This window comes from Mucilaginibacter myungsuensis (genome assembly GCF_015222005.1).
GTDB lineage: Bacteria > Bacteroidota > Bacteroidia > Sphingobacteriales > Sphingobacteriaceae > Mucilaginibacter > Mucilaginibacter myungsuensis.
In genome coordinates this window covers 97,020-124,001 of record NZ_JADFFL010000002.1, presented here as the reverse complement: position 1 = coordinate 124,001, position 26,982 = coordinate 97,020, and the positions used below count along the sequence as shown (strand labels likewise).

The window sequence follows — 26,982 nt, the reverse complement described above, 5'->3', positions numbered from 1 at the left end:
GCTTTGATAAAGGGTAATTTGCCATACGGAACTAAGCCCATCTTTAACAACACTTAAACTGTGTTAACGAATGTTAACAGAACGGCTTCGCCCCGGGCCATCGCACTACATTCGTGACATAAATTATTACAATATGAAAAAAAAATTATTATACACCTCTATCACCATTGTGGTGGCGGTTATCGGGCTTTTCGCATTGCAAGCCGATTGGATCATCAAGACAGCTGAAACAGAAAAAGCGAAACGGGTCAGTAAATTAGAAATGGCCTTGGGGCGCTCGTTTTTGGCGATCTTTGCACGGCAATATGACGAACGGTCAAAAGACCATAGATCATATCACATTAAAGATTCTATTGCTAAAGCGAAAGCCCTGCGAGATCTACCAAGCTACTACAAAGCTGAAACGGCTAAATTAACGCAATATGTAAAGCGTGAATTGATCGGAATGGGTGAGGCTACTATGGCTGAGAACGTACGGATAGTATTTGCTTCGGATCAGGAGAAACCAGCTGTTTCAGTAGAGCCCTACGGTACACGATTTGTTGAATACCCTGCACATGCAGTGGATCCCGTTAGTGGCAAATTGAAATTAGTGGCTGTGTCGAGTCCAAATATGCAAGGACTAATTGCTTCAAAGCTCTTGTTTTTTTTAATGCTGAACGGCTTTCTAATGTTTTGTCTCATCTTCTCTATCGTCTACCTCATCAAACTCATCCTGCAACAAAAACAACTGGCCGAAATGAAGGACGACTTTATCAATAACCTCACGCACGAGTTCAAAACACCTATTGCAACAGTATCCGCAGCGATAGAGGGCCTGCAAAAATTCAACGCTATTAACGATAAGGAAAAGACCGAGCGCTACCTCGATATCTCCCGCGCCGAACTGAACCGCCTGAACGACATGGTGACCAAGGTGCTCAATATATCATCGTACGAACGGAAAGACCTGAAGCTGGATAAAGAAAGTGTAGATCTGGAAGACGTAGTAACGCAAGTGACCCAGATGGAGCAACTGAAAGGCGTGAAGCCGGTGCGTTTCTCGGTCAATATCGCGCCGGATGTACGGAAGATAATTGCCGATCCGCTGCATATCAAGAATGTACTGGGCAATTTGATAGATAATGCCGCGAAGTATTCTAAAGACAGCGTCGATATCAGCATTACCGCCTATCGGGATAAGCACATGGCCACCATCAAGATCAAAGATAATGGCATCGGTATAGCCGCTAAGGACCTGAAATTTATCTTCGATAAATTCTACCGCGTTACCGATGGCAACTTATACAATACCAAAGGCAATGGCCTTGGATTGAACTACGTCCGCTCGATCATTGAGGCGCATGGCGGCACTGTCACCGTCAAAAGTGAAATAAATGCGGGCACCGAATTTTATATAACCTTACCTTTAAACAATGGATAACGCGACCGTTCTATTGGCCGAAGACGAACTTTCCCTGTCGCACATCGTCAGGGAAAGCCTGGAGGAGCGGGGGTACAAAGTTACCCTCTGCCCCAACGGAAAAGCTGCACTGGAAAAATATCAGGACAAAAAGCCTGATATTTTGGTGCTTGATGTAATGATGCCCCTGATGGACGGCTTTGAAGTGGCTCGCCAGATACGCATTAAGGATAAACAAACGCCTATCATTTTCCTCACCGCCCGCTCGCAGGCTAAGGATGTGGTGGCCGGTTTCGAGCTGGGCGCTAACGACTATCTCAAAAAACCGTTCAGCGTAGAAGAACTGATCGTACGGATAAAAGTGCAGTTAAGTCGCACAGGCACCTTGGACGTGAAGCCCTCTAAGGAAAAAGAGAGCTTCCGTTTTGGGGAGTTCACTTTCACCCCGCATAAAAATGCCCTGCAACGCGGCGCCAATCTTAAACTGCTCACCTCGCGCGAGAGCGAGATACTGGAACTGCTTTACCGCAATCAGCAGCAAATAACCGGGCGCGATGATATCCTGAACAAGCTTTGGGGTAGCGACAGTTTTTTTAATGCCCGCAGCCTGGACGTCTTCATCACCAAGCTGCGCAAATACCTTTCGGCAGACCCGTCGGTGCAGATCATCAATATACGCGGGCAGGGATATAAGCTGGTTTATTAACGGATGATGGTGATCGTTCCCGAAAGCACTTTGGCATCCAGTTTCGGGTCGATGATGTAATAATAAACGCCCGTTGGCAGGTTGGCCCCGCGATAGGTGCCATCCCACGGCGTAGGGTAGCCGATAGAATCAAAAAGAAGCGTCCCCCGCCTGTCGAATATCTTTACCGAACATTTGGGGTAAGATGCCAGCACCGGCAAGTTCCAGGTATCGTTAATGCCGTCGTCGTTGGGGGTAAAGGTGTTAGCTATTTTCAATACCGCTCCCGGTGGGGTCAGCGCGGGTTTTACGGTCAGCACGCCATCGCGGTAAGTGATGGCATAATTGGTGCCGATAGCGCCGTCGGGTTTAATAGGGTAGGTGCCCCCCGGCGAATTTGGTCCGGCGGTGGTGGTAAGTGTTGGTTGCTTTGCCAATACGGCTTCGTCCTCTGCGTTCACAAAGCCATTGAAGCTGTAAGTGAATACAGGGTTCTGGTCTCCAAATTCGCGGATCTTGTTATCGGCCGTTATGGTAAGCGGGGCCGGGTTAACAATGATATCTCCCGGGATGAGCGGTGTTTTTAAGGCGTAGTTGCTCGGTTTGTAAGTACCGCCGGTTGGCGACGACGGCACTGCCCCGTCTTTATATTGGCCCACAGGGGCGTTAGCTTCTTTGCCCGGGCCAGTATATGTGATGGTAATCCCGTCAATGGTCTCGCCATTTTGTAAGCCTGTTGCTTTGAAGTTTTTAACGTTGGTGTGTACGGTCAATCTGCTGCCGTAGTTTTTGGGGATATCGTCTGCCTTAATGATCAGTTCGGCAGGTGTTACCGTGATCTTGCCCGGCCTTATGACAGGCACGTAATTAGAGGCCAGATAACCGTTGCCGCCAACAATATCGGCCAATTTAATATCGGCGCTGCCGCTGTAAATATTCACATCCGCGGTGCGCGCGCTTCCTGTGCCGTAGGTAACGGTGACCGAAGTGATGGTATTCCCATTCTTCAGGCTGCCGCCGGTGAGGGTGTGCCTACTGTTCCCGGTAAAGTTGGTGATGGTTTCGCCATATGTTTTGGAGATATCATCGACCGTAAGTTCATACGGCGCGGGATCTACCCGCCCAGTAGGCAAAGCAATGCTGACGGTAGTAGGGCCGGAGCTTAATACCAAATTGCCGCCATAGTTTGCCGAGGCATTATTGGTAGCCGCTAAACGGATGTAAAGCGTAGTAGCGGCCAATGTGCCCGATGAGCCAACCGTTAAACTTGGGCCGAAAGTGGTGTTGTCGGGGCTTACCTCATACCCGGCCGGTGGTGTCACTAAAATCCCCGAGCTTAGCCGCTGCCCTGAAACCTGAATGCTGGTACCGGCCGACGCTGCCCCGTAAGTAGTGATCTGCATGGCCGGGGTGCCCGTAAAGGTGATAATGGGCGGGGGCACCGGCTGCACCATAATGGTAAAGGTGATCGGCGCACCGCTGCAACCCGTGCCCGAGCTTACCGAGTTACTATATAAAAAAGGGTTGGAGCCAACGGGTTTAACATCGTCTATCCTGTTAGTGAGCGTATTGATAATATAAGCCGATTGCGTAGTGCGATCCGTCACAAAAAGGCGGCTGCCATCGGGGCTAAGCACCGGCAGGTCCAGATTGCCCATAAGCGGGATGGTGGTTGCGACGGTGTTTGATGCGGTACTGATCACCGAAATATCCTGCGGGCGGCCAACCGCGTAAAGCGTTGAACCATCAGGGCTGATGGTTATGCCGACGGCTGCATTTACCGGGATCGTATTCATTACTGTATTGGTAGCCGTGCTAATTACCGAGACACTGTTGGACGTGGTATTGGCAACATATAATTTGCTGCCGTCGGGATGCATGGCCACGGAAGTTGGGAACCCGCCAACCGCGATGGCGGGGAGCACGGTGTTGCTTGCCGTACGGATAACATTCACCCGGTTGGCTGCTTTATCTGATATATACAGGAAAGCCCCGTTGGGTGTTATGGCGATATCTCCCGGCGCTTGCGGCAGTGGGATGGTCTGTGTGCTGTTGTTTGCTGTATTAACAACGGTAACACCACCAAGAGGCGCGTCAGATGCGGAATAGATGCGGCTCCCGTCCGGACTTTTAATAATTACAAAAGGGTTAGCCGCGATGGAAAAATTAGGGATAGGCGTAAATGTTTCGGTGTTAAAAACGGTCATCCGGTTAGATCCGCTGCTGGCCACATATATAAATTTTCCGTCGGGTGATATTTCAATATCTACAGGGCTTTGAGGAACAGCATCTGTCCTTAGAACCTTGTTAGTGAGCGCATCTATCGTAGAAATGCTGTTCCCCCTAAAATTGACGACGTAAACCCTGCTGCCATCCGGACTAACAATGGTGCGTAATGGGTTTTGACCCACAACGATGTCCTGTAACACATCTCCCGTAACGGTATTCACTACCGACACGGTATTGCCGCCGCCATTAGCCACATAGGCTATCGATGGTGGGACGGGGGTAACGGTAATGGTTGCTGTTTGCACCACGCCGGTATTATTTACAGCACGAAACGCCGGGATATTCCCTCTGCCATTTGCCGGCAAACCGATAGATGGGTTGTTGTTGGTCCACTGATAGTCCTGCCCGGTGCCGGTAAAAAATACAGGCTGGGTCATAGCGCCGTGGGCAAGGCTTTGGTCTGGTGGTTTGTTAACGGTAGGGATGGGGCTAATGAGGCCAGTAACTAAGGCGTTCCGGTTAAGCGCCCCGGGTGATATGATCGTGACATTCCCAAAAATGTAACGCGCCGGTGCTGTCGCTGCCGACCTGACATATATGATAGCATTGGCAGTATTGCCTGTGCGGGGGATGATGAACCCTTTGCTGTAGTTGCCCGCCGGATCTAACGATATCTCGAAATTATCGGGGGCTGATGCAGCCATATCTCCTGTTAGGTCGGTGCCTGATATGGTAAATTGTTGGATATGCGGTGCAACGGAAGCGGTACCTACGCAAGCGCGGATATCACCCAATATTGGGCCGCCTGTTATAGTTTGTGCAAAACCGGCAATGCAGAGCGAGCAGCATAAAATAAGTAGGCTTATTGCCGGTAAATATCGTCTCATCACTATAGCCCGCGCAGGATTTGGATCTTATGCTAAATACATTACAGGGTCAAAAATAATTAATTAGAATTAAATTAAAGGATAGATGATCATCGTGGCGTTACGCCGATAGATCGCATGCCGTGGTGGCGATATTGATATGAGGTTTTAAACAAAAAAGCCTCACATTTCTGTGAGGCTTTCGATGTGGGAGCTACTGGGTTCGAACCAGTGACCCTCTGCTTGTAAGGCAGATGCTCTGAACCAGCTGAGCTAAGCTCCCTTTTCTTTCAAACTTTTGGAGAAGTGCTCCGTTCGTTTTGGGACTGCAAACATAGGCACTTTTATTAATTCTTCAAAAAAAACTTTCAAATAATTTTTATGGCGTTGATTTTCAGTCAGAAAAATTCTTGAGGCCATTTTGCAGCCGTTAATAAACTATAAAGAGGGCAATATCCTGTCTTAATTTTGAGGGACATTTACTACGGTTTAGCCATAATAGTTGCAGGCATCAACAATTAGCCCGCACGTTGGTTATAAGTTAAACACGCTCAAACCCTTAGTTCAGTCATGATCACCTCGCTCGATAAAAACACCGCCCTTATTTTGATAGACCTGCAACGCGGCATTGTTAATACCCCGAAAGCGCACCCCGTGGCAGGAATATTAGAAAATGCCGCTAAACTGACCGAAGCTTTCAGGAACGCTAACTTACCTATTGTGGTCACCAATGTTAATGCCGCCGGGGCGGCGTGGACACGGTCGCGTAAGGATCAGCGCATGCCTGTAGGCGCGTACAAGGACGATTTTTTAGATATCACCCATGAGATCAAGACCGAACCCGGCGATATTATTATCACCAAACATACCTGGGGGGCTTTTTTTGAGACTACCCTACGCGAGCAATTGCAGGAACGCGGCGTTACCGGTATCGTATTAGGCGGCGTATCTACCAGTATAGGTATTGAAGGCACTGCCCGCCAAGCCATGGAATATGGCTACAACGTAAGCTTCGCGCTGGATGCCATGACCGACAATGTGGCCGAAGCCCACAATAATAGTATTATGCACATATTCCCCCGCATTGGCGAGGTTGGTACTACCGATGAAATAATTGCTAAACTGATCAGCTAACGGCTTCATCGTATTTTGCACGAACAAAAAGGCGGCCTTTCGGGGGCCGCCTTTCGCAAACGTATTGTGTATGGGCAGGTACTTATGCCTTGTTAAAAGGTGCTGCAAAGGGCAGTACCCATGTTAAATGAATCGGAGTAAGAAGTATCGGCCATCCTGCCGCTGATGGTATAAGACTGGCCAGCGTAGGTGATCTGGAAATCGTAAGTAACATCTAAGGCCAGGTTAGCATCCAGGTGACCATCTTTCATAAAGCCTAAAAATTGGAATGCAGCCGCGCCTTTTTTACGATAGAAAACATATAAGCTTGGGCGTACTTTTAAATTTGGTTTGTTGGTGCAATAACCAGTAAAGTCAAGTGCCACTCTTACAGGGGTAGGCTCAACAGGTGCAGTTACTACCGGAGTGGTCACAACAGGGGTAGTCACAACAGGTGTAGTAGTAACCGGAGTAGTTACAACCGGTGTGGTGGTTACCGGTTTGGTCACAACAGGAGTAGTCACAACCGGTGTGGTAGTAACCGGAATAGTCACAACCGGTGTGGTGGCTACCGGAGTAGTTACAACTGGTGTGGTAGTTGCTGGTGCAGTCACCACAGGTGCGGTAGTTACCGGAGTGGTCACCACAGGCGTAGTGGTTATCGGGGTAGTTACGACCGGAGTAGTTGTCACCGGTGCAGTCACGATAGGAGTAACGGTTACCGGTGCAGTTACCACCGGAGTAACAGTTACCGGTGCGGTGGTAACCGGAGCTATTGTAACAGGGGTAGTAGTTACCGGGGTGGTCACGGTAGGAGTTGTGGTAACAGGAGCGGTCTCTACAGGCACTACCGGGGTTGTGGTAGGAGTGCTGGCATTGGCCGGAGTTATTTTTTCTAAAGTAACGTTAACCATTTGTTGCAACTCGCCTTTTTTGAAAGACATGGCAACCGTCATGCTTTTGTAGCCGGCAGATGCTATGATCACATTATAAGTTACCTCATGATCTGTTGTTGGAGTAACTTTTGGGTTAAGGCCTAAAGTGATGATGCCATCCTTAACGGTAAATACTTTTTTGCCCGATATCTCATAAATGTCCTCGCCTGCTGCGCCACCCATAGCTAAGGTGATGTTTTGTGGAGCAACGCCGGTAGCATCGGCAATATGCAACAAGGCCGAGTATTTCATAATGTTCATGTCAACCACTACTTTAATATCCTCGCCGGCATTTTTGCAGGCAGCAAAGCTTACGGTGATCAGGGCAGCAAATAGTACTTTTATCAGGGATAGCTTTTTCATGTCAATATCGTTTGTCTATTAGGGGATCAGTATAGTTTTAGTGTCGTATTTTTGTAGTCGGTGCAATTACAATTTAAAGTTGAAGTTTAAGGCAACTTGTGGGTACCAGCGGTAGCTTGATACATTTTTTTGGAACTGACCAGATTGGGTTGCATTGCCCGAAAGCATTCCGGTCGCATCGATATTAGCTTCGGGGCGCGATAAGTAGTAAGTACCCAGATCCAAGTTGATGTTGAACTTATTTTTAGGGAAAGCATGCGCCAAACCAAAGCCCATGTAGGGGGCAAAACCTTTCCAGTCCATGTTCAATTTTAGGTTACCCACCTGGTCGCCTGTCAATACGATATCGCCGTATTTGTAGGTATCGGTAGGGTTAACGGTGATGTGACTATCGCCCTGGATAAAATAACCTCCGCCTGCAACAACACGTAAAAAACTGATGCTTTTGATCGGGGTGATATCTGCCATCAGGTGTGCATTGGCAAATTTGCCCGACATTGATGAATTGGCGTGAAAACCACTTAACTGCATGATGTTTTTTGCGTTTATTGGCAAAACGTTACCGCCAACGCGCAGACCCCATGCGTTAGTTACGCTGTATTTATATTCTAATCCTATCCCTTGAGTACCGGTGCTAAAGCTGATCGTTTGCGGGTGTGCTTGTTTTTCGCCCATTGGGAATTCTTGAGCCGATACGGTGACAGCTGTTAATGAAACAATTGCAGCGAGTATAAATTTTTTCATTTTCAATAGTTTTATTAGTGTTTAGTGTCGTGTTAGTTTTATCGGCAACCGGAATGATAACATTTACCAACAGTTACGATAATGCTTAGGCAAGCACTATGCCATGGCCATTTTCCGCTTAAAATAGCCCCAGACGCATCTTTGGTTGGGTAATTTTCCCCACAGTTAATAAAATTATTGGGGTAAAAATTAACCCGAATAGGAGTATGTGGAAATAAAAAAGGCGACCCCATTGGGGTCGCTTTTTTATATGATGTCAGGCCGGGCTTAATAAAAAGCGCCGCCGCCTTTAATGATCTGGAAGCTCTCGTAAGCCATTTTTTTATTGTAGTCAAAGGCCAGGTCTTTGTGGTTCACCAGGTCAACTATAGTACCAATCAGGCAAAAGCCGCCGGTCAGTAAATAAAGGATACCCATCCCTATCTGCCCCATTACAAAGCGTTGCACACCTGCAACAACTATAAAACCAAGTAGAGTGAACAATAAAATGTCCTGCGGGCTTTTGCGTTTGCCGGCATAGATATTAAAGAAATTGCGTTTCTGATCTTCGGTCAGTCCGGCGGTAGCTTGCTGCAAAAGGGCCATTTCTTCGGGGGTAATTCCGGGCAGCATCATGTAAGCGTTGGGTTGCATATCCATTGTTTGTGTGTTTTTAAAGTGATCGTTAATGTTTATGATGTAAAACTAATCTACAATTAAAATTTGGCCTACGCAAAACTGGCGAGCAGTGAGCTAAAATCGGTGAACGCAACATTATCAGCGGTAAAAACCTAATTAATTTTTGTAGCTTCACTTAACAAAACTTCATCACCATGAAACGCCTTGCCGCCCTTATATTTTTCCTGATCGCGGGATCTTTTCGCCAAATTACGCATGCCCAATCCACGGTCAGTATATCCGGCACCATTATCAATATCCACAATAAAATGCAGGTGAGCGACGGATCCGAATTTCGTAACCTTGCGCTGCCTAATGATGACCGCTCCTTTATCCCCGATAGCGCCGGCAATTTTTCGGTATCCTTTAAACTGACCAAGCCAAGCTATTTTAGGATAGGCCGCAATGTACTGTATCTAACACCCGGCGATAAACTGACCGTAGCCTTAGATTATAACAAACCAGAGAATGGCATTTTTACCGAGTCGGCTGTCGAGGCTAATAATTACCTGCGCTATACCCCATTTCCCAAAGCGGGTTCTTTTATTGAAGGCGGCCGCAAGATCCAAAAGAACATCAAGCAATCTATTGATACCATACTTGCAGCCGGCAAATCCCGTGGCAAGCAGTTGGCCAAAGTAAAAGACATTACCCCTGCGTTCCGCACGTATGAGGAAGCGCGCATCAAAGCCGATATGATCAACAGTCTGAGCATGCTCAGGGTCTATTACCCCATGATGAACCATCTGAGTAAGGAAGCCGGCGAACTTGCTCAAAAAGAAGTTGATGTTGCCACAGCATCGCACAAGGCGCAATTAGCCAAAGGTTTTGTGGACCCCGATCTGCTTAAGGTAGAAGTTTATAGCGATGTGGCCGATGATATTCTGGCTGTAGATGCTAACTCACCAAAAGCAACACAGATCAAGGATTATCTAAAAGCAGCTGACCTGGCTTACAAGATCAAACATTTGGCTACCAAAGACGAAGTAATAGCGGCCAAACCCGAGCTTGATGCCATTGTGACCCCGGCCTACAAAAACGCCCTGAGCGACGTTTATGCCGGACTGATCAAATTTGGTAATGGCGATAAGGCGGTCGATTTTACCGCTAAAACCGCTGATGGCAAAAAAGTAAAATTGAGCGAATATGCCGGCAAGGTAGTTTTTGTAGATCTGTGGGCTACCTGGTGCGGCCCGTGTATTGCCGAGATGCCCGCGCTGGAGAAATTGAAAGAGCGTTATAAAGATAACCCCAACATTGTGTTTTTATCCATATCGATAGATGATAACAAGGAGGCCTGGAAGAAAATGCTGGGCACCATGAATATCAGCGGCACCCAATTGGTGACCGACCGCAGTGACCTGAATGCTTACTCGGTGATCGATATTCCACGGACCATCATCATTGATAAGGACATGAAGGTAGCGGCTATGAAAGGCAACCTGCCATCAGCGAAGCAAACGCCCGAACTTTTGGATAAACTACTGGCGGGTACGGTGAAATAGGTCGGCCTTATCGGGGAACAGGTATTTGCCGATGCTTAAAGTGTAAACCCGGTAAAGTAAAACACCCAAAGCAGGTATCCCCAGCCAATGCGCATCCCATGATGCTTTAATATCGCCGTGGAACAACCACGATATAGCATGCCCTATACCGCAACCCGGGCACCAGGTAAAGCCCAGGCATTTGATCGGACACAGGGTGTAATGCACCTCGCGTGGATCGCTTGTGCCTAAGGCGACCAATGCAGAGATCCAAAAGATCAACTCGAAATTGCTTTTCAAAAATTTCACCTTGAGGGACGTTTTCTTGTTAGAATACGATCAAAGGTAAATGTTACCCTCCCGGTATAAAAACAAAAAGGCGATGAGTGTGCCGCTCATCGCCCCATATAAATTATAAAATTAACTAACCTTTCGTTTTCAAGGTCGCGATCGTGTTAGATCGCTTTAGACTTATTCATCAGGATCAGCGATACTGCCAAAGCCTCTAACAGCCCTACCAAGAGTGCGCCGAACATACGGCCCGAAAAATCTGCGTAATTCATGCCGCCTTCAACGTAATTCAGATAAACAATAGCGCCAAATACTGCTACTACTCCACCTACTACCAATATCTTAAAACATTGTATTAAGGCCTCTATAAAACTGATCACACCGTCGCGCTCGTTATATTTGTAGGCCCTTACGCCAAAGTATAATCCCACCAAAGGTATCAGTACCGAAAAATATTCGAATGGTGCTATCTTATGCTGTCCGGTGGTAGGATACCCTGCCGAATGCGTGACAAATAGCCACAGGCCACTTAGTATGCCTATCACTATGCCGGTTATTAATGCGTTTTTCATCGTTATAATGTTTGGTTAAACTTGTTTATTCCCCGAATTGTGCGTTCGTATATCATAAAGCAAGCAAAGCCCTGCTTTGTTTTTAGTACACATTCTTTTTTGCGCAAATAATAGGCTTTGATGTAGGCCGATAGATCTATCTGATAAAACATGCCATTAAATGCCCGTCAATTTTTAATTTTGAGCATTTAAAACCCAATTGTTATGTATGAAACCCTGAAGCCTGTACTTGAACAGGAATTAGCAGAAATAGAAAAAGCCGGACTGTACAAACGTGAACGCATCATTACATCGGCCCAGGGCGCAGATATCACCGTGCAAGGCGGGCAAGAGGTAATCAACTTTTGCGCTAACAATTACTTAGGCTTATCGGGTAACCAACAGGTGATCGATGCGGCTAAAAAAGTAATGGACACGCACGGTTACGGCTTGTCGTCAGTTCGTTTTATCTGCGGTACTCAGGACATCCACAAACAACTGGAGCAAAAGATAGCCGAGTTTTTAGGCACTGAGGATACCATTCTTTATGCCGCGGCATTTGATGCTAACGGTGGCGTGTTCGAGCCCTTGTTTAACGACCAGGATGCGATCATCTCTGATGAACTGAACCATGCCTCTATCATTGACGGTGTGCGTTTGTGTAAAGCACAACGTTTCCGCTACAAGCACGATGATATGGCGGATCTGGAAGAGAAACTAAAAGCTTCCCAAGGCTGCCGTCACCGCATCATTGTTACCGATGGCGCTTTCAGCATGGATGGTACCATCGCCCGGTTAGATCTGATCTGCGACCTTGCCGATAAATACAAAGCACTGGTAATGATAGATGAGAGCCACTGCTCCGGCTTTATGGGTAAAACAGGTCGCGGCACGCACGAGCATTGCGATGTAATGGGCCGTATCGATATCATTACCGGTACTTTAGGTAAAGCGTTAGGTGGTGCATCAGGCGGTTTTACCTCAGGCCGTAAAGAGATCATTGATATGCTGCGTCAGCGTTCGCGTCCTTACCTGTTCAGTAATACCTTGGCACCGGCTATCACAGGTGCATCTATAGCGGTACTGGATATGCTGAGCGAGACCACTCAACTGCGCGATAAATTAGAGACCAATACCAAATACTTCCGCGAGGCCATGACCGCCGCCGGTTTCGATATCAAACCAGGCGTACACCCGATCGTTCCGGTGATGTTGTACGATGCCAAACTATCGCAAGAGTTTGCCGCTAAGATGTTGGAAGAAGGCATTTACGTGATCGGTTTCTACTATCCGGTAGTACCACAAGGCAAAGCTCGCATCCGCGTGCAAATATCAGCCGCTCACGATAGGGAGCACCTTGATAAAGCCATAGCTGCCTTTACTAAGGTTGGTAAGGAGTTGGGCGTTATTAAGTAATACGTATAAATATCGAACGCGATGAAAGTGAATCTTGAATTAGAGCTTCCTGATGAAGTTATAAAGCAGGCCAAGGAAATGGCTGAAAGTAGGGCATAACAGTTTCGGAGCTTTTTACTGAACTTATGGAGAACTTTCTTGCTGAAAATGATACAAGCGAAACCAGTGAATAGCTGACGTTATCAAGTAAAAGGAAATTCTCGTATTTTTGTATAAAGGTTATGTTATGGCAAAGTTAGTTTTAGAATTTGATTTAGAGCCGAGTTTACTTGACAGCATCAGGAATAAGGCAAGAGCAAAAAAAGAAAGCTTGCTTGAATACACTGAAAAATTATACAGAAGGGACATTGACCAGATCGCTCCGATGAATAACAGCGAGGCTGACGAGAAAAACGAAGTTCTTCCGCAATGGATAAAAGACCTTACGATGACCAAGACACCAACATCTGATTTTGACGCGAAGGAATTGTATGGTGACCATATCATGAAGAAGAACGGTTTATGACAGTTCTTTTTATCGATTCGGATATTTTGCTTGACATCATTTTAAACAGAGCACCATTTTACAGTTCGTCTGCTAAAATATTAGCGTTGACCGATGATCCGGGATTTATTTGCTGTACAACTGTGCACACCCTTTTGAATGTGCATTATGTTACAAAAAGACAACTCGACGCAAAAACCGCAAATAAAGCGGTAGAGTTGTTGGTGGGTAAGCTACGTATCATATCTGAAGGTAAGGAATTAATAGAGCAAGCGCTCGCCTCGTCCTTTAGCGATTTTGAAGATGCTGTTCAACATTTTGCCGCACTATCCGCGAAAGCGAGTTATATCATCACCCGTAACATTAAAGACTACAAAAACTCAACTATACCGGTATTAACTGCCGAACAATTTTTAAGAACGATCATATAATGCAAGAGCAGATCAACATATACAGTTTAGAGATAGACGAATTTGCACCGGCTAACCCGGCGCAGCTGGAAGAGTTCCGTATCAAATTCCTGGGGACTAAGGGGATCATTAAGGATATGTTCGAGCAGTTCAAGTCGGTAAGCGCCGATGAGAAACGTGTGCTTGGTAAAGTACTTAACCAGTTCAAACAACAGACCGAAGCTAAGTATAACGAGTACAAAGAAGCTTTTGATTCTGAAAGCCATAGCGGTCCGTCCGATATCGATAAGACCCTTCCGGGCGAAGGTTTTGCCGTTGGCTCGCGTCACCCGTTGTCGCTGGTTAGGAATGAGATCATCGAGATATTCAAACGCCTTGGTTTCATTGTAGCCGAAGGGCCGGAGATCGAAGACGATTGGCACAATTTCTCGGCCCTCAACTTCCCGCCCGAGCATCCAGCCCGTGATATGCAGGATACTTTCTTTATCAAAAAGGATGAGGGTAATGATATTGCTTTGCGTACCCACACGTCGTCGGTACAGGTGCGTATGATGGAGAACGGTAAACCGCCGTTCCGCGCTATTATGCCTGGTCGTGTTTACCGTAACGAGGCCATCTCGGCGCGTGCGCATTGCTTCTTCCACCAGGTAGAGGGCTTGTATATCGACGAGAACGTATCATTTGCCGACTTGAAACAAACCCTATATCACTTTGTTCAGGAACTGTATGGTGAGGGTACCCAGGTACGTTTCCGCCCGTCGTATTTCCCGTTCACCGAGCCATCGGCCGAGATGGACATCTCTTGTACCATCTGCAAAGGATCAGGCTGTAACATGTGTAAATACACCGGTTACGTGGAGATATTAGGTTGCGGCATGGTTGACCCGAACGTGCTGGAGAACTGCGGTATCGATAGTAAAAAATATACCGGCTTTGCCTTTGGTATGGGTATCGAGCGGATCACCAACTTAAAATATGTGATCAAGGATCTTCGCCTGTTCTCAGAGAACGACGCGCGTTTCCTGAAGCAATTTAAAACAGAGATAGTTTAATATGATATTACGATACGGTTTGCTGGTGATGATGGCCTTGACGCTCATCTCGTGCGGGAAAGACAGCGGCGAGATCGTACCCAGCGTGCCTGTAAATTTTCAGGCATCGCTTAGCGATCCGCGTATCACTAAACTGAACAGTCTGGGTTCGGCAGTAGTTGTCACCGGCTTTGGCGTATCCGGACTGCTCATTTATCGTGATATCAATGGCGGGTTCCATGCGTACGATCGTTGCAGCAGTTATCAGCCGCAAAATAAGTGCGCGGTCACGATCGATGATACAGGTTTCACGGTTACCGATCCTTGCAGTGGATCCAAGTTCCAGCTATCTGACGGATCCCCTGTGAAAGCACCAGCTTCAAAGTCGTTAAGGGTTTATAATGCATATTCGGCCAGTGGTCAACTTTTTGTAAGTAACTAAATTGTATGGAGGCCGATAAGATAAAAGAAAGTATTAAGCGGGCAGCGCAAGATCTGTTCCGCAAATTCGGCTACCATAAAACCAGCGTTAACGAGATAGCCAAACGCGCCAAAATAGCCAAGGCTACTATCTACAAATACTTCGACAGCAAGGAGGACCTGCTCCATGCCCTGCTGATGGATTATATCCGCGCCAGCGTGGACGAGCTGATCCACGCCGACAGCCCTGATATGGACGAAGAAGCGCACCTGAATAGCCTGATCATCAAAACCAGCCGCCTGTCATACACTGTCTGCAACGAATTTATCGGTTGGGATTTCATACGCGAATCGACCAATTCGCAAGAGTTCCTTAAAAACCTGAGCAACGAGTTAGAGGAACTACTGATCACCTCCTTTGCCCAATTAAGCGGCATCCGCAAGCACGATACCTATCTGCAGCGCTTGCGCTTCCTGATCAAGTGCAGCAAAAGCATCGTATTCAGCTTCGCCTTCACCTCGGTAAGCGACTCGGACGTGCGTAAGAATTTTGTGTCTTTCCAAAAAGAGATATTGCCTTATTTGGTGAAGGCAGCGATCACTATCTAAGGGGAGGTTTATTTTTTCGATGTATGTCGTATCTTTATAGATATGAAGCACCTGCTTATCATGATCTTAATTCTTTCGGCGGCGATCTGCTCCGGGCAGAAAGTAACCGTGGATACCATCAAGAGGCTACCTGATCTGCGGGACACTTTTGTTAGGTTAAGCAGGATAACTTTCACTGCGGGCTCTTGTTACTGATCTTGTCCGGAGATGCAGATAAGCATCGACTCGGCCGGTTTTTTCACGTTGACCGGTGCCGATAACCCTTACCGTACGCGTGGGCCGTTAAAGGGACAACTAACCAAGGCGGAATTAGATAGTTTGAATGATATCTTACACCATAGTCAGCTAAGAAAGATGCACGACTGGAAACAGCTAAATATAGCCCATGATACGCCTGTTTATTCTATTTACATCACTTACAATAAAGAGTTTCTGTCGATCTACACAGCTCGGCCACCGTCAAATATGATGGCGTTGATCAACTTCCTGTTGCCGTTCTACCAACGTCTTCCTGTCAAAGTAAAAGTTAAGACCGTAACATTGACCAATTAGCGCTCTGTTTGAATTAGCGTTTTTAAAAGATCCGTCTTATCTTTAGTCATCCTCAGATCCCCCACAAAATGAAAAGCGTATTTGACCCTACCGAAGTAGCCGAAATTAAAGCCCGCCTTAACAAGCTGACGCTCGATACGCATCGCTTATGGGGTAAGATGACCATTGCTCAAATGCTGGCCCATTGCAATGTGGCGTACGAGTTGGTTTACGATAACAAGCACCGCAAGCCTAACGCGTTCGTTAAATTCATGTTGAAGGCATTTGTGAAGAACCAGGTGGTCGGCCCAAAGCCTTACAAAAAAAGCGGCCCGACCGCTCCCGCATTCATCATTAAGGATGATAAGGACTTTAACGTAGAAAAGAAACGCATCCTCGACTATATCGACCGCACCCTTGAACTTGGCGAAGGTCATTTTGACGGCAAAGAGTCTCACTCGTTCGGTAAGCTAACCATTGGCGAGTGGAACACGATGTTCTACAAACACCTGGATCACCACTTAACACAATTCGGCGCTTGATCATGAAGAAGGCTTTAAGGATATTTGTATTGATCTTGGGCATTAGCCTGCCAATGCTGGCATCGGCGCAAAGCGCGCTGACCATAACTCCGGAAAAACCGGAGCGCGGGCAGGTTATCACTATTACGTACCGTCCCGGTTCAGCGGGGGCGGCTATTCCGGCTGGTGCGCAGGACATCAGCTTGGTGTTCACCTATTCGACTTTTTACGAGCTACCATTCAAACTTCCGCTGACCAAGAATGGTGATGTATGGACAACAACATTTAAACTACAGCGGTACGCCACCTTTGCCACTTTTTATGTACAAAGCGGTATGTTGACCGATAAGCCCGCCGCTGATCAGCATTATGCCATTCCCGTATACGATAAGGGCAAGCGTGTCAAGAGCAGCCAATTGCATGAGAGCTACAGTTTGAGTGCCCAGTTGGGTAAGTCGCCGTTGTTGCGGGAGAGGCAGCGCGAATTGATCCTGGCCGAACTGGAAGACCACCCCGATAATTACGAGGCACAGGTGCGCCTTGTGGCCAATAGCATTGCGGGTACCAAGGATGCTGCCGAGCGTAAGAAACTCTACAACGAAAGCGACCGCATCATTGCCAACTATTTTGCCGCCGATCCTACTAATATGGGCCGCGTTAATTCTACCACCATGGGTTACCTCATCATGGGCCAAAGCAGTCGGGTAGATTCGGTACACAAAGTGGTGCTGGCCCGTTACCCAACATCAGATGTGGCTATGGACCTGCTGCCCTCATCCATTAGCAAAGAAAAAGATACCGCCAAGCGCATCCTTAAACTGGAGCATGGCATCGCGGTAGCAAAAGATAAAAAAGGCGATGGGGTTACCGCGTTGCACTCCGAATTGTTCGACTACTACGCGGCCCGTAAAAACACCGCTAAGGCATTGTACCACGCCCGCTTTTTCAGGAACGATAATAGTCCGCACCGGGCTAAGACCTTAAAAGATATTGCAGAGACACTTACCCGTAACCATCTCGCCCCGGACACCGCTTTAAAGTATGCAGAGCAGGCTTATCAAATAGCCGATCAATTCCCGGTAGGTGTCATCCGTTACTTCCCTGAGTTCGGTTACATCCCGGGCTACGTAGCCGACAGCACCCGTGCACTGAAGGTGAAGCAGGTGAAGGCCAATTTGCTTTCGGCAATGGCCATCAACCATCTCAGTAAAAAAAATAACACGCAAGCCCTGAAGGAGGCGAACGAAGCGAGCGCGTTATCCGATGATAAGCAAACCCTCATCAACACCGGCTACGTTTACGAACACCTGAAAATGCCCGATCAAGCCCACAACGCCTACTGGAAGATCCTACTGAATGAACCATCGGACAGCTCGTCGTTGGCCGCATCTAAGCGCAATTATTTAGCCTACAAAGGATCTGACGCAGGCTATCAGGAAAAGCTGGATCAACTATCCGTTATCCTGAAAGTGCAAATGCGCACGATAGTAAAAAAGGAAGTGCTGAATTTGGCCGGTCCACAATTGAACGCGCTTACCGATCTGCAAGGCAAACCCGTAACGGCGGACCAACTAAAAGGCAAGATAGTGATCATGGACTTTTGGGCCACCTGGTGCGTGCCTTGCATGGAAGAATTGCCCTATCTGCAAAAAGTTTACGACCAATATAAGAACAACCCAAAGGTGATGTTCATGGTGATCAATAGCGGCGCGCGTAATACCATTGTCGACGCGCAGAAATGGGGAGCCGAGCATAAACAGTACTCGTTCCCATTGTATTTTAACAACGACCCTAATATTGGCGAGAAGGTAGGATTTACACTCATCCCAACCATTGCCGTGTTAGATGCCGATGGCAAAATGCAGTTCCGTACAGTAGGTTTTGAGGGAATGGTCTTAGAGCGGAAACTCAGCGCACAGATAGATCTGCTATTAGAAAAAATGTGATCGAAAATTTGGGGATTGCCAAAATTGTTAGTATATTTGTGTTCGTCGATCGCTATTCGGTCAACCAGTCCAACGAAAGTTTTTCAACTTCAATTGGTGCTGTTATTTCTTTTGTTGATCTGTAACCCCGGATCTTAGGATCTAAACTATAAGACGCGTCCTTTTTTGACAGTTTGAGTTTAAGAAAGCTTAAAGGTCGACAGCAGGCGATTTAAAAGTATCTTGGTATAACTCGTCAAAGGCATTAAAATAGAATACAGGGTCGCCGTTATTATAGATGAGCCATTCGCCATAAACAAAGTCACTAAGCCTATATAAATATCTTATTCCGGTGAGCGTGTAAACTTTATTGACTATCACAGCAAGCTTCATAACGCTTCGAGGTTTTTCGATATCTGTTCAAACCCCGGCCTCGCCAATACATCTGCGCCAATACACTCGTCGCGCAATGCTTTTAATTTTTCGATAGCGGGATGGGTTAGATCATTGCACAGACCGATCAGGTCATCCAGTAATTGTCCGTAGGCATTTACTTCCAGTCGTTCCAATGCAGGAGCTGTTTCCGCATCATTACGATCATAAAAGCAGGCCGCACCGAAATCGCCAAAGAGGGTGTTGCCCTCATCATCGACCAAAATATTGTGGGCATACAGGTCGCTGTGCATAATGCCTTTGCTGTGGAGTTGGGCAGCGACGGATGCTATTGTTGATGCGATCTTCGGCACTTCTGCAACCGACAATGCTTGCCCAGGCTTGAATACATCACGTGTGCAGCTCTCCAAGGATGGCGGTAAACCGAGATTGTAAAAATGCGATGGGATCAGGTCCATCAGCAAGCCTTTGCGGTTATCGGGATGGCCATCAACCTGGCCGATCACATGTACTAAACCGGGGTGTTTGCCGGCGGTAATGCAGATATCGATCTCGTCTTCGGGCAAGCCGTCGCTGGTGACCGCGCCTTTAAACACCTTGATAGCAGCAGCAACCGAACCACTTGGGATTTGGTGCTTGGCTTTGTAGATATGGCCCGATGCGCCTTCGCCCAATAGCTGTTCTATCTCCAGGTCATCCCATTGGATCAATTGAGCGGGAGGGACAGGTGGCTTGCGGTTGAACAGGTTGCCCGAGAAAGCCAGCCAGGATAGTTTGGGCATGGTCAATAGCCATTTGGGTAGTTGGGTTAAGCGATTAGCCGATATGCGGAGCAAGGCCAAATTACGGCAACGGCTTAACTCTGGGGGCAGCGTAGTAAGCTGGTTTCCTGCCAACATCAGTTTTTGCATGCGGTTGCAATTACCGATGGTGGATGGTAGTTCGTTTAGCTGGTTATCCGTCAGGATCAGCCAGCGCAGGTTGGGGTTGACCGCTTCGGATGGTATTTCGCTGATCTGGTTGGCCTTAAAGCCGGCGATATCCAGCAGCGGCAGATTGCCTAAGGATGCAGGCAGGGAAGTAAGCTTGTTTTGCGAGCAGAACAAGATCTTCAGCTTCGTTAACCGCCCAAGATCTGCAGGGAGTGCAGATAAATTGTTCTTTGACAGATCCAAATATTCAAGCGTATCCGCAAGGGTATATATCTCTTGCGGGAATTCGGTCAGGCTTTCGCTTAGGGTTAGTGAAGTAGCCCCGATAAGTTCGCCTGCTTGTAGTTGTTGTAATGTTTGCATAGGTGGTAGATAGCTCGGTAGTATGTCCAATATTTTACCCCTTATTAAAGTTTCGGCAAAGGCAGTGCCTGTTGTGTTCCCCTAAATTAGGGGAATGCAGTGGCAGTGCGATAGCTGTAGCGTAAACAAGGGGTAATTCTTCGGCCATATAAATACGCAAGGCCCGAAAACATCCGGGCCTTGCGCTTGGCTAAAATAGCTAATATACTTTGAGGTGCTGCCTTATTTCTTTAACGACATGATCCAGTTCAGGATCTTTTTGGTTTCTTCGGGTTTCAAGCTTGGGTGGGCAGGCATTACTACGTCGCCCCAAACGCCGGTACCGCCGTTAATAATCTTCTCGCCCAAGGTTTTAAAGGTCTTATCGTTCTTGTCGTATTTGTTGGCTACGGCTGTGAATGACGGACCAACCGATACCTCGTCGGTCTTGTGGCAAACCTTGCAATCCAGGGTCAGCATCAGCGCTTTACCATCAGCAAATGGTAAAGACGGATCAACTGGTTCATCTGCGCTGCCGGCAGCTATCTGTAACTTTTTGCTTGGTTTGCTGGTGGCCAGCTTGCTGTCCTTTGCAACAACGGTCACATCGTAGGTGCCTTCTTTGGTGTACGTGTAGCTCAGCTTAGGTACGAGGGTGGTCTTTTTGATACCATTGCCCAGATCCCATACGTAAGTGATCTTATCTTTCTCTGGATCGGTAGCTTTGGCGGTCAAGGTTACGGTCAGCGGTAAAGTACCGTAGGTCATATTAGCAGCCACGGCAGATATTTCCGGTGCACGGTTGCCCGCGTTATACTCTATCCTGGTCAGGCCCGAATCTTTATTTTCAGAGAACCAGCCCGTGCCGTATTCCAGCACGTATAGTTTACCGTCAGGCCCCATTTCCATATCGATCATACTGTTGAACTGGGTACCCTTCATAAATGGTTCCATGTATTCCAGATCGCCGTTCTCGTCCATGGTCACCACTTTGATCCAGCCGCGCACAAAATCGTAAATGAATAGCTTATTATCATAGTAAGCTGGTAGTTTGCCCACTGCACTCGGGTGATCTTCGGAGTGATATACAGGACCAGCCATAGCGGTACGGCCGCCGCTACCAACCTCAGGAAATTCAGGCGAATCAGCGTATGGATACCAGATAAAAGCAGGGGTTCCGGCAGGCAATTCTTTTAAGCCGGTATTATTGCGTGAGTTATTTAGCGGCTTGTTCTTATCAAAAGGCTCGCCGTACTTGCCGGTAGCGTAATCGTAAGAGCGGTAAGGGATGTTGTTACCGATCAGGAAAGGCCAGCCAAAGTTGCCTGCCTTTTTTGCCTGGTTCACCTCATCATATCCGCGCGGACCGTGGGTGGCCAAGCTATCATTGCTGGCATCGGGGCCAACCTCGCCCCAGTAAAGGAAGCCGCTTTTTTTGTCGACAGAGATACGGTACGGGTTACGGTTACCCATCACATAGATCTCCGGACGGGTCTTGTCCGTCCCTTTCGGGAACAGGTTACCTTCGGGGATGCTGTAAGTGCCGTCCAAATTCATTTTGATACGCATGATCTTACCGCGCAGGTCGTTGGTATTACCTGCCGAGCGGCCTTCGTCGTATTGTTCAAAACCCGGGCGGTCATCCAGCGGGGCATAAGAGTAGGTGTTCGGGAGCTTTTTACCCTTAGGCATCGGCTCGTCAAATGGCGTAGTGTTGTCGCCTTGCGATATGTACATGATCCTATCCTTACCAAAGGCGATGGATCCGCCGGTATGGCAGCAGATTTCGCGGGTGGTCTTTACTTCCAGGATCACCTTCTCGGTGGTTTGATCGATCTTGTTATTGCGGTATGTAAAACGCGACAGGCGGTTAACGTTGCTATCTACCGGGCTGTAGTACATGTACAGGTAGTTGTTGGTCTTAAAATCCGGGTCTATCTGTATGCCTAACAAACCTTCTTCGGCATTCACATCCTTGGCGCTTACCACGTGGTGATAAACAGGGATGTAACCGATCTGACTGATCTTTTTGGTGATGTGATCATACTTCATGATCTGGCCGCGGCGTTGGGCTACCAAGATATCCAGGTTAGGAAGGATGGTCATTTCGGTAGGCTCGAAAAAGCCGCCGGTCACCAGGGAGTTCTTGCTGAAGCGGTTGGCATCGGGCATAGCCTGTACTTTGGCTTTACCATAGTTCAACGGTGCATTATTGCCGATAGCGTATTTAATACCGCCTAACAAATGCTGCAGGAACAGCGGCTCGGTGTACGACTCATCTGTATGGCCCAATCCGGTGTAGAACACGCGGCCGCCTTCAAAATCGTGGTACCAGGCAATGGGGTGACTGGCACCCATTTTAAATTTATCGCTGCTGCCGTTTTTGTTATAGGTCAGGGATGATTCTTCCAGATTAAGCAGGATGTGTAGATCCTTACCTACATTTTTATAGTGATACCATTCGTCCTTGCGTTTCCACTCGGCAGGGAGCATGTTGGTAGAAATGTTGTTCTTGTCGGTCACCGTAATAGTGGCCATTTGCTGGTCAGGGTGATGAGCGAACCAGCCGCCAACCATGCGTACGTACCAGGGCCAATCGTACTGGGCATCGGCCGCGGCATGGATACCCACAAAACCACCACCCGATTGGATGTAACGCTGCAAACTCACCTTTTGTGCCGCGTTCATGAACGAGCCTGTGGTACTGGCAAATATCAGCGATGCGTATTGTTTCAGATTAACGTCGTTCAGCTTGGTCACGTCGCTGGTCGTATCGACCGCAAAGCCGTTCTCGGCACCTAATTTAATAATGGCATCGGCCGCTTTGGGGATAGAACCATGGCGGTAGCCTTTGGTAATGGTCAGCACCAACACCTTTGGCTTGGTTTTAACAGGAGCGGCGGACTTACGCTTTACCTGAGCTTGAGTAAGGCCCGTGGCGGCAAATGTCACTAACAGGAACGCGCTAACAACGCGGGGGAAACTGAATTTCATACTATGGTTTATCGGGTGTCTTGGTTATAGAGGGTTGATGATATATTACGATGATAGTGCCTCGGCAGCAAACTCACGGCATTTTTTAACTTCGGCTACGGCATCAGATCCTTGAGGGACGTTGTACTCCAGCTCTATCGTCACCGGGAATTTCCATTTATTTTTTTTGACCAGCTTTAACACATCCTTGATCGGGGTATCACCTTCGCCCCAAACGGCGTTAGGGCCGTTGTTGAATTTGCGGTCTTTGATATGCATGCTTACAATACGGTCGTGGTTCTTCTCTAAGAACGGCACCGGGCTGCTACTTGTGCCTGATACATAGTGACCCAGATCAAGGTTGATGCAATTGGCTTTGCTTTGCTCCATGGCTTTGTCCCAAAGGGTTGGGGTGGCTTGCGTGTGAGCATGGTAACCTACTTTCATATCTTGCTGCTCGGCTATTTTGCCCAAGCGGGCGGTCTGGGTATCATTAGGTAACTCCACGGTACAGTGACTTGCGCCCATGGCTTTGCCGGCCTTGAAGGCATAGGCTATCTCCTCGTCGGTATGGCGGGCATCCAGCGCGGTCGGTTTCCAGGCGTAGATCTTCACTCCGGCATCGTTGTACATTTTGCGCAACTCTTTAAACTTATCCATCGGTACGGACGCGCGCCATTCGGCTATCTTTTTAGCGTTCTCTTCGCGACTTAAAGCCTGATCACGTTTTGGGATACCGGCAAAAACTTCGGCAGCATCGCCCATCAGTTCAATAGCGCTGATGTTGCAATCGATACAGTATTTCAGCAGGTCATCAACCGTCCCCGGCATACTGCGAAACGAATAAGTGATCACCCCGATCTGCACCCCACCTACCACCGAATTTGGTTTTGCCCAACCTAAGTAGTTGTTAGCAAAACTTATCTTAGGTAAAATGAACGTGCCCGCTAATGCAATAGCGCCATTGGTAATAAATCTTCTTCGGGATAGTTGATCGCCTTTCATGGTTATCGAAGCTGTTTTAAGAATAACTGGTTCCTGTTCCGAGCGGTAAATATATAAATTTAATAGCAGCTAAAAGGCTGTATTAAAAGTGTTACGCGAAAATGCAATCGATTGCAAAAATAGAAGAATAAAATTATTGGTCAACGATTTTTTTACGTTCAGATGTAACGTAAGGCCGTTTTGATGCGTTATATTAGTATCCGCCTGCCTATGAAAAAGTTGTTAGTCTGGACACCGCTATTTTTTATCCTCGTTACGGCAATGACCTGCCGTAAGGGCGAAGTTACTGAGCCTGTTAGTCGCTTTACCGGTAAATGGCTTTTTATCCATTCTGTAGGTGGTATTTCGGGCAAGGATACGGTAAAACCGACGGGCAAATGGCTATACATCTTTCAGAAAGACAGTATCTTCCATCGTACTAATAACGATACATTGAAGTTCAGCGGTACTTATCAGGTACGGTCCGAGCAAAGTATTTTTACGGGGCAACCCGCCCCTGTGCTCAGGTTCAATTATAATCAGCAGGGTGGTTTGATCATCAACCTAATTGGCGATACGCTTATCCTGTCTGATAACCATACAGAAGCCTATTCGTCGCTATACATCCGCACAAAATAAACGCGGGTTTTGTTGCGCATTACAAGATCATAACTAACTTCGGAGATAAAATGAAACTATCCGAACTGACCAATTACCTGGAGAGCCTTGCCCCGCTCATCTATCAGGAAGATTATGATAACTCGGGCCTCATTGTGGGTCACCCCGATATGGAGATACGGCAGGCGCTGGTCTCTTTAGACTGCACCGAAGCGGTGGTAGACGAAGCCATTTCCCGTGGTTGCCAGGTGATCGTATCGCATCACCCCATCGTTTTTAAAGGCCTAAAGAAGTTTAACGGAAGAACCTACGTGGAGCGCGTGGTAGAAAAAGCTATCCGGCATAATATTGCTATTTATGCCATCCACACCAACCTCGATCATATCAAGACCGGCGTTAACGCCCGCATATGCGAGACGCTTGGTCTGAAGAACTGCCGCATCCTGTCCCCCAAAGGCGGTCTGCTTAAAAAACTGGTGACCTATGTGCCGCATGCCCAGGCCGAACAGGTGCGTGGTGCTTTATTCAAAGCAGGTGCGGGCCATATCGGTAATTACAGCGATTGCAGCTTTAACGCCCCGGGCGATGGCACCTTTAAACCCGGCGAAGGGACAAACCCTTACGTTGGCCAGCAAGGTGAACGCCATACAGAAGCGGAGACACGGATAGAGACCATTTACCCGGCGCATTTAGAAAGTAAGGTTTTGATGGCACTGTTTTTAGCCCACCCTTACGAGGAAGTTGCTTACGATCTTTACACCCTCACCAATCAGCACCAGGAAGTTGGCGCAGGCATGATCGGCGAGGTAGAATATCCTGTCGACGAGCGCACTTTCTTAAAACGAGTAAAAGATAAGATGGACGCCAGTGTGATCCGCCATACCGAACTGACCGGCCGGCAAGTAAAACGTGTGGCCGTTTGTGGTGGCTCGGGTGGCTTTTTACTGAAGCAAGCCATTGCCGCCGGTGCCGATATATTTGTGACCGCCGACTATAAATACCACGAGTTTTTTGATGCCGAAGGCAAACTGGTGATAGCCGATGTGGGACATTTTGAAAGTGAGCAATTTACGCAACATTTATTGTGTGAAATTATTCAAAATAAATTCGCTAACTTTGCCGTCCGTTTAACAGAAATTAATACTAACCCCGTCAAATATTATATTTAATGGAACAAACCGTAGAACAGAAGCTGAAAGCTTTATACGAGCTACAAACTATCCACTCAGAGATTGACAAGATCCGCCAGGTTCGTGGCGAATTGCCGATGGAGGTTGCCGACCTTGAGGATGACGTTGCCGGTCTGGAGACCCGTATCCAAAAGATCAAGTACGAACTTGATGATCTGGAAGACGAGATCGTTGCGCGCAAAAACACCATTAAGGATGCGCAAACCAACATCAAAAAATACGAAGCCCAACTGAACGACGTAAAAAATAACCGCGAGTACGAGGCTATTTCTAAAGAAGTTGAGATACAAGGCTTGGACATACAGGTGAGCGAGAAAAAGATCCGCGAGTTCGGTTTCGAGATCACTACCAAAAACCAGGTTTACGAAAAGGCCCTTGCCGACCTTGAAGAACGCAAAGGTGACCTTGACGTTAAAAAACAAGAGCTGGACGTGATCACTTCTGAAACTCAAAAAGAAGAAGAAGATCTGGTAGCTAATGCAGAAACCGCTACAGCTAACATCGAGGAGCGTTTGTTATTTGCCTACAACCGCCTGCGTAAAAACGCTAAAAATGGTTTGGCCGTAGTAACCATCCGTCGTGATTCTTGCTCTGGTTGCTTTAACCAGATCCCGCCTCAGCGCCAGTCTGATATCCGTCAGCGCAAAAAGATCATCGTCTGCGAGCACTGCGGCCGTATCCTGGTTGATGAGCAAATGGCTTTGACCGTTGAGGAAGAAGCGTAGTCAGTTGATCAGTTAATTAGTGATCAGAGGTTAGGGATAGGCTTAACTTCGGGGTCAACCAATAAAAAATAGAAAAAGGCGCTCCAGTTGGGCGCCTTTTCGCATTTTAACAGGGGCATATGAGCGATAATGAATATCTATCCCGATGCCAATTGGGT

The 26,982-nt window shown here is 47.5% G+C and carries 26 protein-coding genes and 1 tRNA gene; 16 read left to right on the top strand and 11 right to left on the bottom strand.

Annotated features, from left to right (window positions below; translation table 11 throughout):
* The first annotated feature begins 133 nt into the window (after positions 1-133).
* Entirely contained in the window at positions 134-1,423 is a 1,290-nt protein-coding gene (locus IRJ16_RS04380; RefSeq protein ID WP_194110319.1) for a sensor histidine kinase, read from the top strand.
* Positions 1,416-2,108, top strand: coding sequence for a response regulator transcription factor (locus IRJ16_RS04375; RefSeq protein WP_194110318.1), 693 nt, complete (start codon positions 1,416-1,418; stop codon positions 2,106-2,108). The genes IRJ16_RS04380 and IRJ16_RS04375 overlap by 8 nt, the downstream gene beginning before the upstream one ends.
* On the opposite strand, the gene IRJ16_RS04370 is transcribed toward IRJ16_RS04375, so the two are convergent.
* Positions 2,105-5,203 carry an MBG domain-containing protein gene (locus IRJ16_RS04370; RefSeq protein ID WP_194110317.1) on the bottom strand — a complete coding sequence of 1,033 codons (3,099 nt, stop codon included), beginning with the start codon at positions 5,201-5,203 and terminating at the stop codon, positions 2,105-2,107. The genes IRJ16_RS04375 and IRJ16_RS04370 overlap by 4 nt on opposite strands.
* Before the next feature lie 187 nt (positions 5,204-5,390).
* Positions 5,391-5,465 (bottom strand) — tRNA-Val (locus IRJ16_RS04365).
* 287 nt (positions 5,466-5,752) lie between these two features.
* Here IRJ16_RS04365 and IRJ16_RS04360 point away from each other — a divergent pair.
* Complete coding sequence (locus IRJ16_RS04360; protein ID WP_194110316.1) at positions 5,753-6,316, top strand: isochorismatase family protein; 564 nt, start codon at positions 5,753-5,755, stop codon at positions 6,314-6,316.
* A gap of 92 nt (positions 6,317-6,408) precedes the next feature.
* On the opposite strand, the gene IRJ16_RS04355 is transcribed toward IRJ16_RS04360, so the two are convergent.
* The 3 genes from IRJ16_RS04355 to IRJ16_RS04345 form a co-directional block, all read right to left on the bottom strand.
* Positions 6,409-7,593: a hypothetical protein gene (locus tag IRJ16_RS04355; protein ID WP_194110315.1), complete on the bottom strand. Its 1,185-nt coding sequence runs from the start codon at positions 7,591-7,593 to the stop codon at positions 6,409-6,411.
* A gap of 66 nt (positions 7,594-7,659) precedes the next feature.
* Positions 7,660-8,337, bottom strand: coding sequence for a hypothetical protein (locus IRJ16_RS04350; protein ID WP_194110314.1), 678 nt, complete (start codon positions 8,335-8,337; stop codon positions 7,660-7,662).
* 267 nt (positions 8,338-8,604) lie between these two features.
* Positions 8,605-8,976 (bottom strand): TM2 domain-containing protein, encoded by a 372-nt coding sequence (locus IRJ16_RS04345; RefSeq protein ID WP_194110313.1) that lies wholly within the window; start codon positions 8,974-8,976, stop codon positions 8,605-8,607.
* Positions 8,977-9,149: 173 nt separating this feature from the next.
* On the opposite strand from IRJ16_RS04345, the gene IRJ16_RS04340 reads away from it, so the two are divergent.
* Positions 9,150-10,499, top strand: coding sequence for a TlpA family protein disulfide reductase (locus tag IRJ16_RS04340; protein ID WP_194110312.1), 1,350 nt, complete (start codon positions 9,150-9,152; stop codon positions 10,497-10,499).
* Here the strand turns inward: IRJ16_RS04340 and IRJ16_RS04335 are convergent.
* Both IRJ16_RS04335 and IRJ16_RS04330 read right to left on the bottom strand, forming a co-directional pair.
* Positions 10,476-10,787, bottom strand: coding sequence for a DUF2752 domain-containing protein (locus tag IRJ16_RS04335; RefSeq protein WP_194110311.1), 312 nt, complete (start codon positions 10,785-10,787; stop codon positions 10,476-10,478). The two genes, IRJ16_RS04340 and IRJ16_RS04335, sit on opposite strands and share 24 nt — an antisense overlap.
* 146 nt (positions 10,788-10,933) lie before the next feature.
* Positions 10,934-11,341 carry a DUF4199 domain-containing protein gene (locus IRJ16_RS04330; RefSeq protein ID WP_194110310.1) on the bottom strand — a complete coding sequence of 136 codons (408 nt, stop codon included), beginning with the start codon at positions 11,339-11,341 and terminating at the stop codon, positions 10,934-10,936.
* Positions 11,342-11,545: 204 nt separating this feature from the next.
* On the opposite strand from IRJ16_RS04330, the gene kbl reads away from it, so the two are divergent.
* The 9 genes from kbl to IRJ16_RS04285 all read left to right on the top strand — a co-directional run bounded on the left by kbl (position 11,546) and on the right by IRJ16_RS04285 (position 18,688).
* A complete protein-coding gene (gene kbl / locus IRJ16_RS04325) occupies positions 11,546-12,736 on the top strand; it encodes a glycine C-acetyltransferase (RefSeq protein WP_194110309.1) in 1,191 nt (396 codons plus the stop codon).
* A 226-nt stretch (positions 12,737-12,962) separates the two neighbouring features.
* On the top strand, positions 12,963-13,241 hold the full coding sequence (locus IRJ16_RS04320) for a hypothetical protein (protein WP_194110308.1): 279 nt from the start codon (positions 12,963-12,965) through the stop codon (positions 13,239-13,241).
* Positions 13,238-13,651, top strand: a complete 414-nt coding sequence (locus IRJ16_RS04315) for a PIN domain-containing protein (RefSeq protein ID WP_194110307.1) — start codon at positions 13,238-13,240, stop codon at positions 13,649-13,651. The genes IRJ16_RS04320 and IRJ16_RS04315 overlap by 4 nt, the downstream gene beginning before the upstream one ends.
* Positions 13,651-14,682, top strand: coding sequence for a phenylalanine--tRNA ligase subunit alpha (pheS, locus tag IRJ16_RS04310; protein WP_194110306.1), 1,032 nt, complete (start codon positions 13,651-13,653; stop codon positions 14,680-14,682). The genes IRJ16_RS04315 and pheS overlap by 1 nt, the downstream gene beginning before the upstream one ends.
* Before the next feature lies 1 nt (position 14,683).
* On the top strand, positions 14,684-15,103 hold the full coding sequence (locus IRJ16_RS04305) for a Rieske (2Fe-2S) protein (protein ID WP_194110305.1): 420 nt from the start codon (positions 14,684-14,686) through the stop codon (positions 15,101-15,103).
* A 5-nt stretch (positions 15,104-15,108) separates the two neighbouring features.
* Positions 15,109-15,690: a TetR/AcrR family transcriptional regulator gene (locus IRJ16_RS04300; RefSeq protein ID WP_194110304.1), complete on the top strand. Its 582-nt coding sequence runs from the start codon at positions 15,109-15,111 to the stop codon at positions 15,688-15,690.
* Between the two features lie 207 nt (positions 15,691-15,897).
* On the top strand, positions 15,898-16,242 hold the full coding sequence (locus IRJ16_RS04295; protein WP_194110303.1) for a hypothetical protein: 345 nt from the start codon (positions 15,898-15,900) through the stop codon (positions 16,240-16,242).
* Between the two features lie 68 nt (positions 16,243-16,310).
* The gene (locus tag IRJ16_RS04290; RefSeq protein WP_194110302.1) at positions 16,311-16,763 is read left to right on the top strand and encodes a DUF1569 domain-containing protein; all 453 of its coding nucleotides are present in this window, start codon (positions 16,311-16,313) and stop codon (positions 16,761-16,763) included.
* 2 nt (positions 16,764-16,765) lie between these two features.
* Positions 16,766-18,688: a redoxin family protein gene (locus IRJ16_RS04285; RefSeq protein WP_194110301.1), complete on the top strand. Its 1,923-nt coding sequence runs from the start codon at positions 16,766-16,768 to the stop codon at positions 18,686-18,688.
* Positions 18,689-18,877: 189 nt separating this feature from the next.
* Here IRJ16_RS04285 and IRJ16_RS04280 read toward each other — a convergent pair whose 3' ends face one another.
* From IRJ16_RS04280 to IRJ16_RS04265, 4 genes are all read right to left on the bottom strand, one after another.
* Entirely contained in the window at positions 18,878-19,060 is a 183-nt protein-coding gene (locus IRJ16_RS04280; protein ID WP_194110300.1) for a hypothetical protein, read from the bottom strand.
* Positions 19,057-20,355, bottom strand: coding sequence for a leucine-rich repeat-containing protein kinase family protein (locus IRJ16_RS04275; protein WP_194110299.1), 1,299 nt, complete (start codon positions 20,353-20,355; stop codon positions 19,057-19,059). The genes IRJ16_RS04280 and IRJ16_RS04275 overlap by 4 nt, the downstream gene beginning before the upstream one ends.
* A 222-nt stretch (positions 20,356-20,577) precedes the next feature.
* A complete protein-coding gene (locus tag IRJ16_RS04270) occupies positions 20,578-23,328 on the bottom strand; it encodes a ThuA domain-containing protein (RefSeq protein ID WP_194110298.1) in 2,751 nt (916 codons plus the stop codon).
* A gap of 45 nt (positions 23,329-23,373) precedes the next feature.
* On the bottom strand, positions 23,374-24,312 hold the full coding sequence (locus tag IRJ16_RS04265; protein ID WP_194110297.1) for a sugar phosphate isomerase/epimerase family protein: 939 nt from the start codon (positions 24,310-24,312) through the stop codon (positions 23,374-23,376).
* Positions 24,313-24,522: 210 nt separating this feature from the next.
* On the opposite strand from IRJ16_RS04265, the gene IRJ16_RS04260 reads away from it, so the two are divergent.
* Genes IRJ16_RS04260 through IRJ16_RS04250 form a run of 3 tightly spaced genes read left to right on the top strand, consistent with a single transcriptional unit; the run spans position 24,523 to position 26,824 of the window.
* The gene (locus IRJ16_RS04260; RefSeq protein ID WP_194110296.1) at positions 24,523-24,930 is read left to right on the top strand and encodes a hypothetical protein; all 408 of its coding nucleotides are present in this window, start codon (positions 24,523-24,525) and stop codon (positions 24,928-24,930) included.
* Between the two features lie 50 nt (positions 24,931-24,980).
* Positions 24,981-26,078: a Nif3-like dinuclear metal center hexameric protein gene (locus tag IRJ16_RS04255; RefSeq protein ID WP_194110295.1), complete on the top strand. Its 1,098-nt coding sequence runs from the start codon at positions 24,981-24,983 to the stop codon at positions 26,076-26,078.
* Positions 26,078-26,824, top strand: coding sequence for a zinc ribbon domain-containing protein (locus tag IRJ16_RS04250; protein WP_194110294.1), 747 nt, complete (start codon positions 26,078-26,080; stop codon positions 26,822-26,824). Before IRJ16_RS04255 ends, IRJ16_RS04250 begins: the two co-directional genes overlap by 1 nt.
* Positions 26,825-26,982 lie beyond the last annotated feature (158 nt).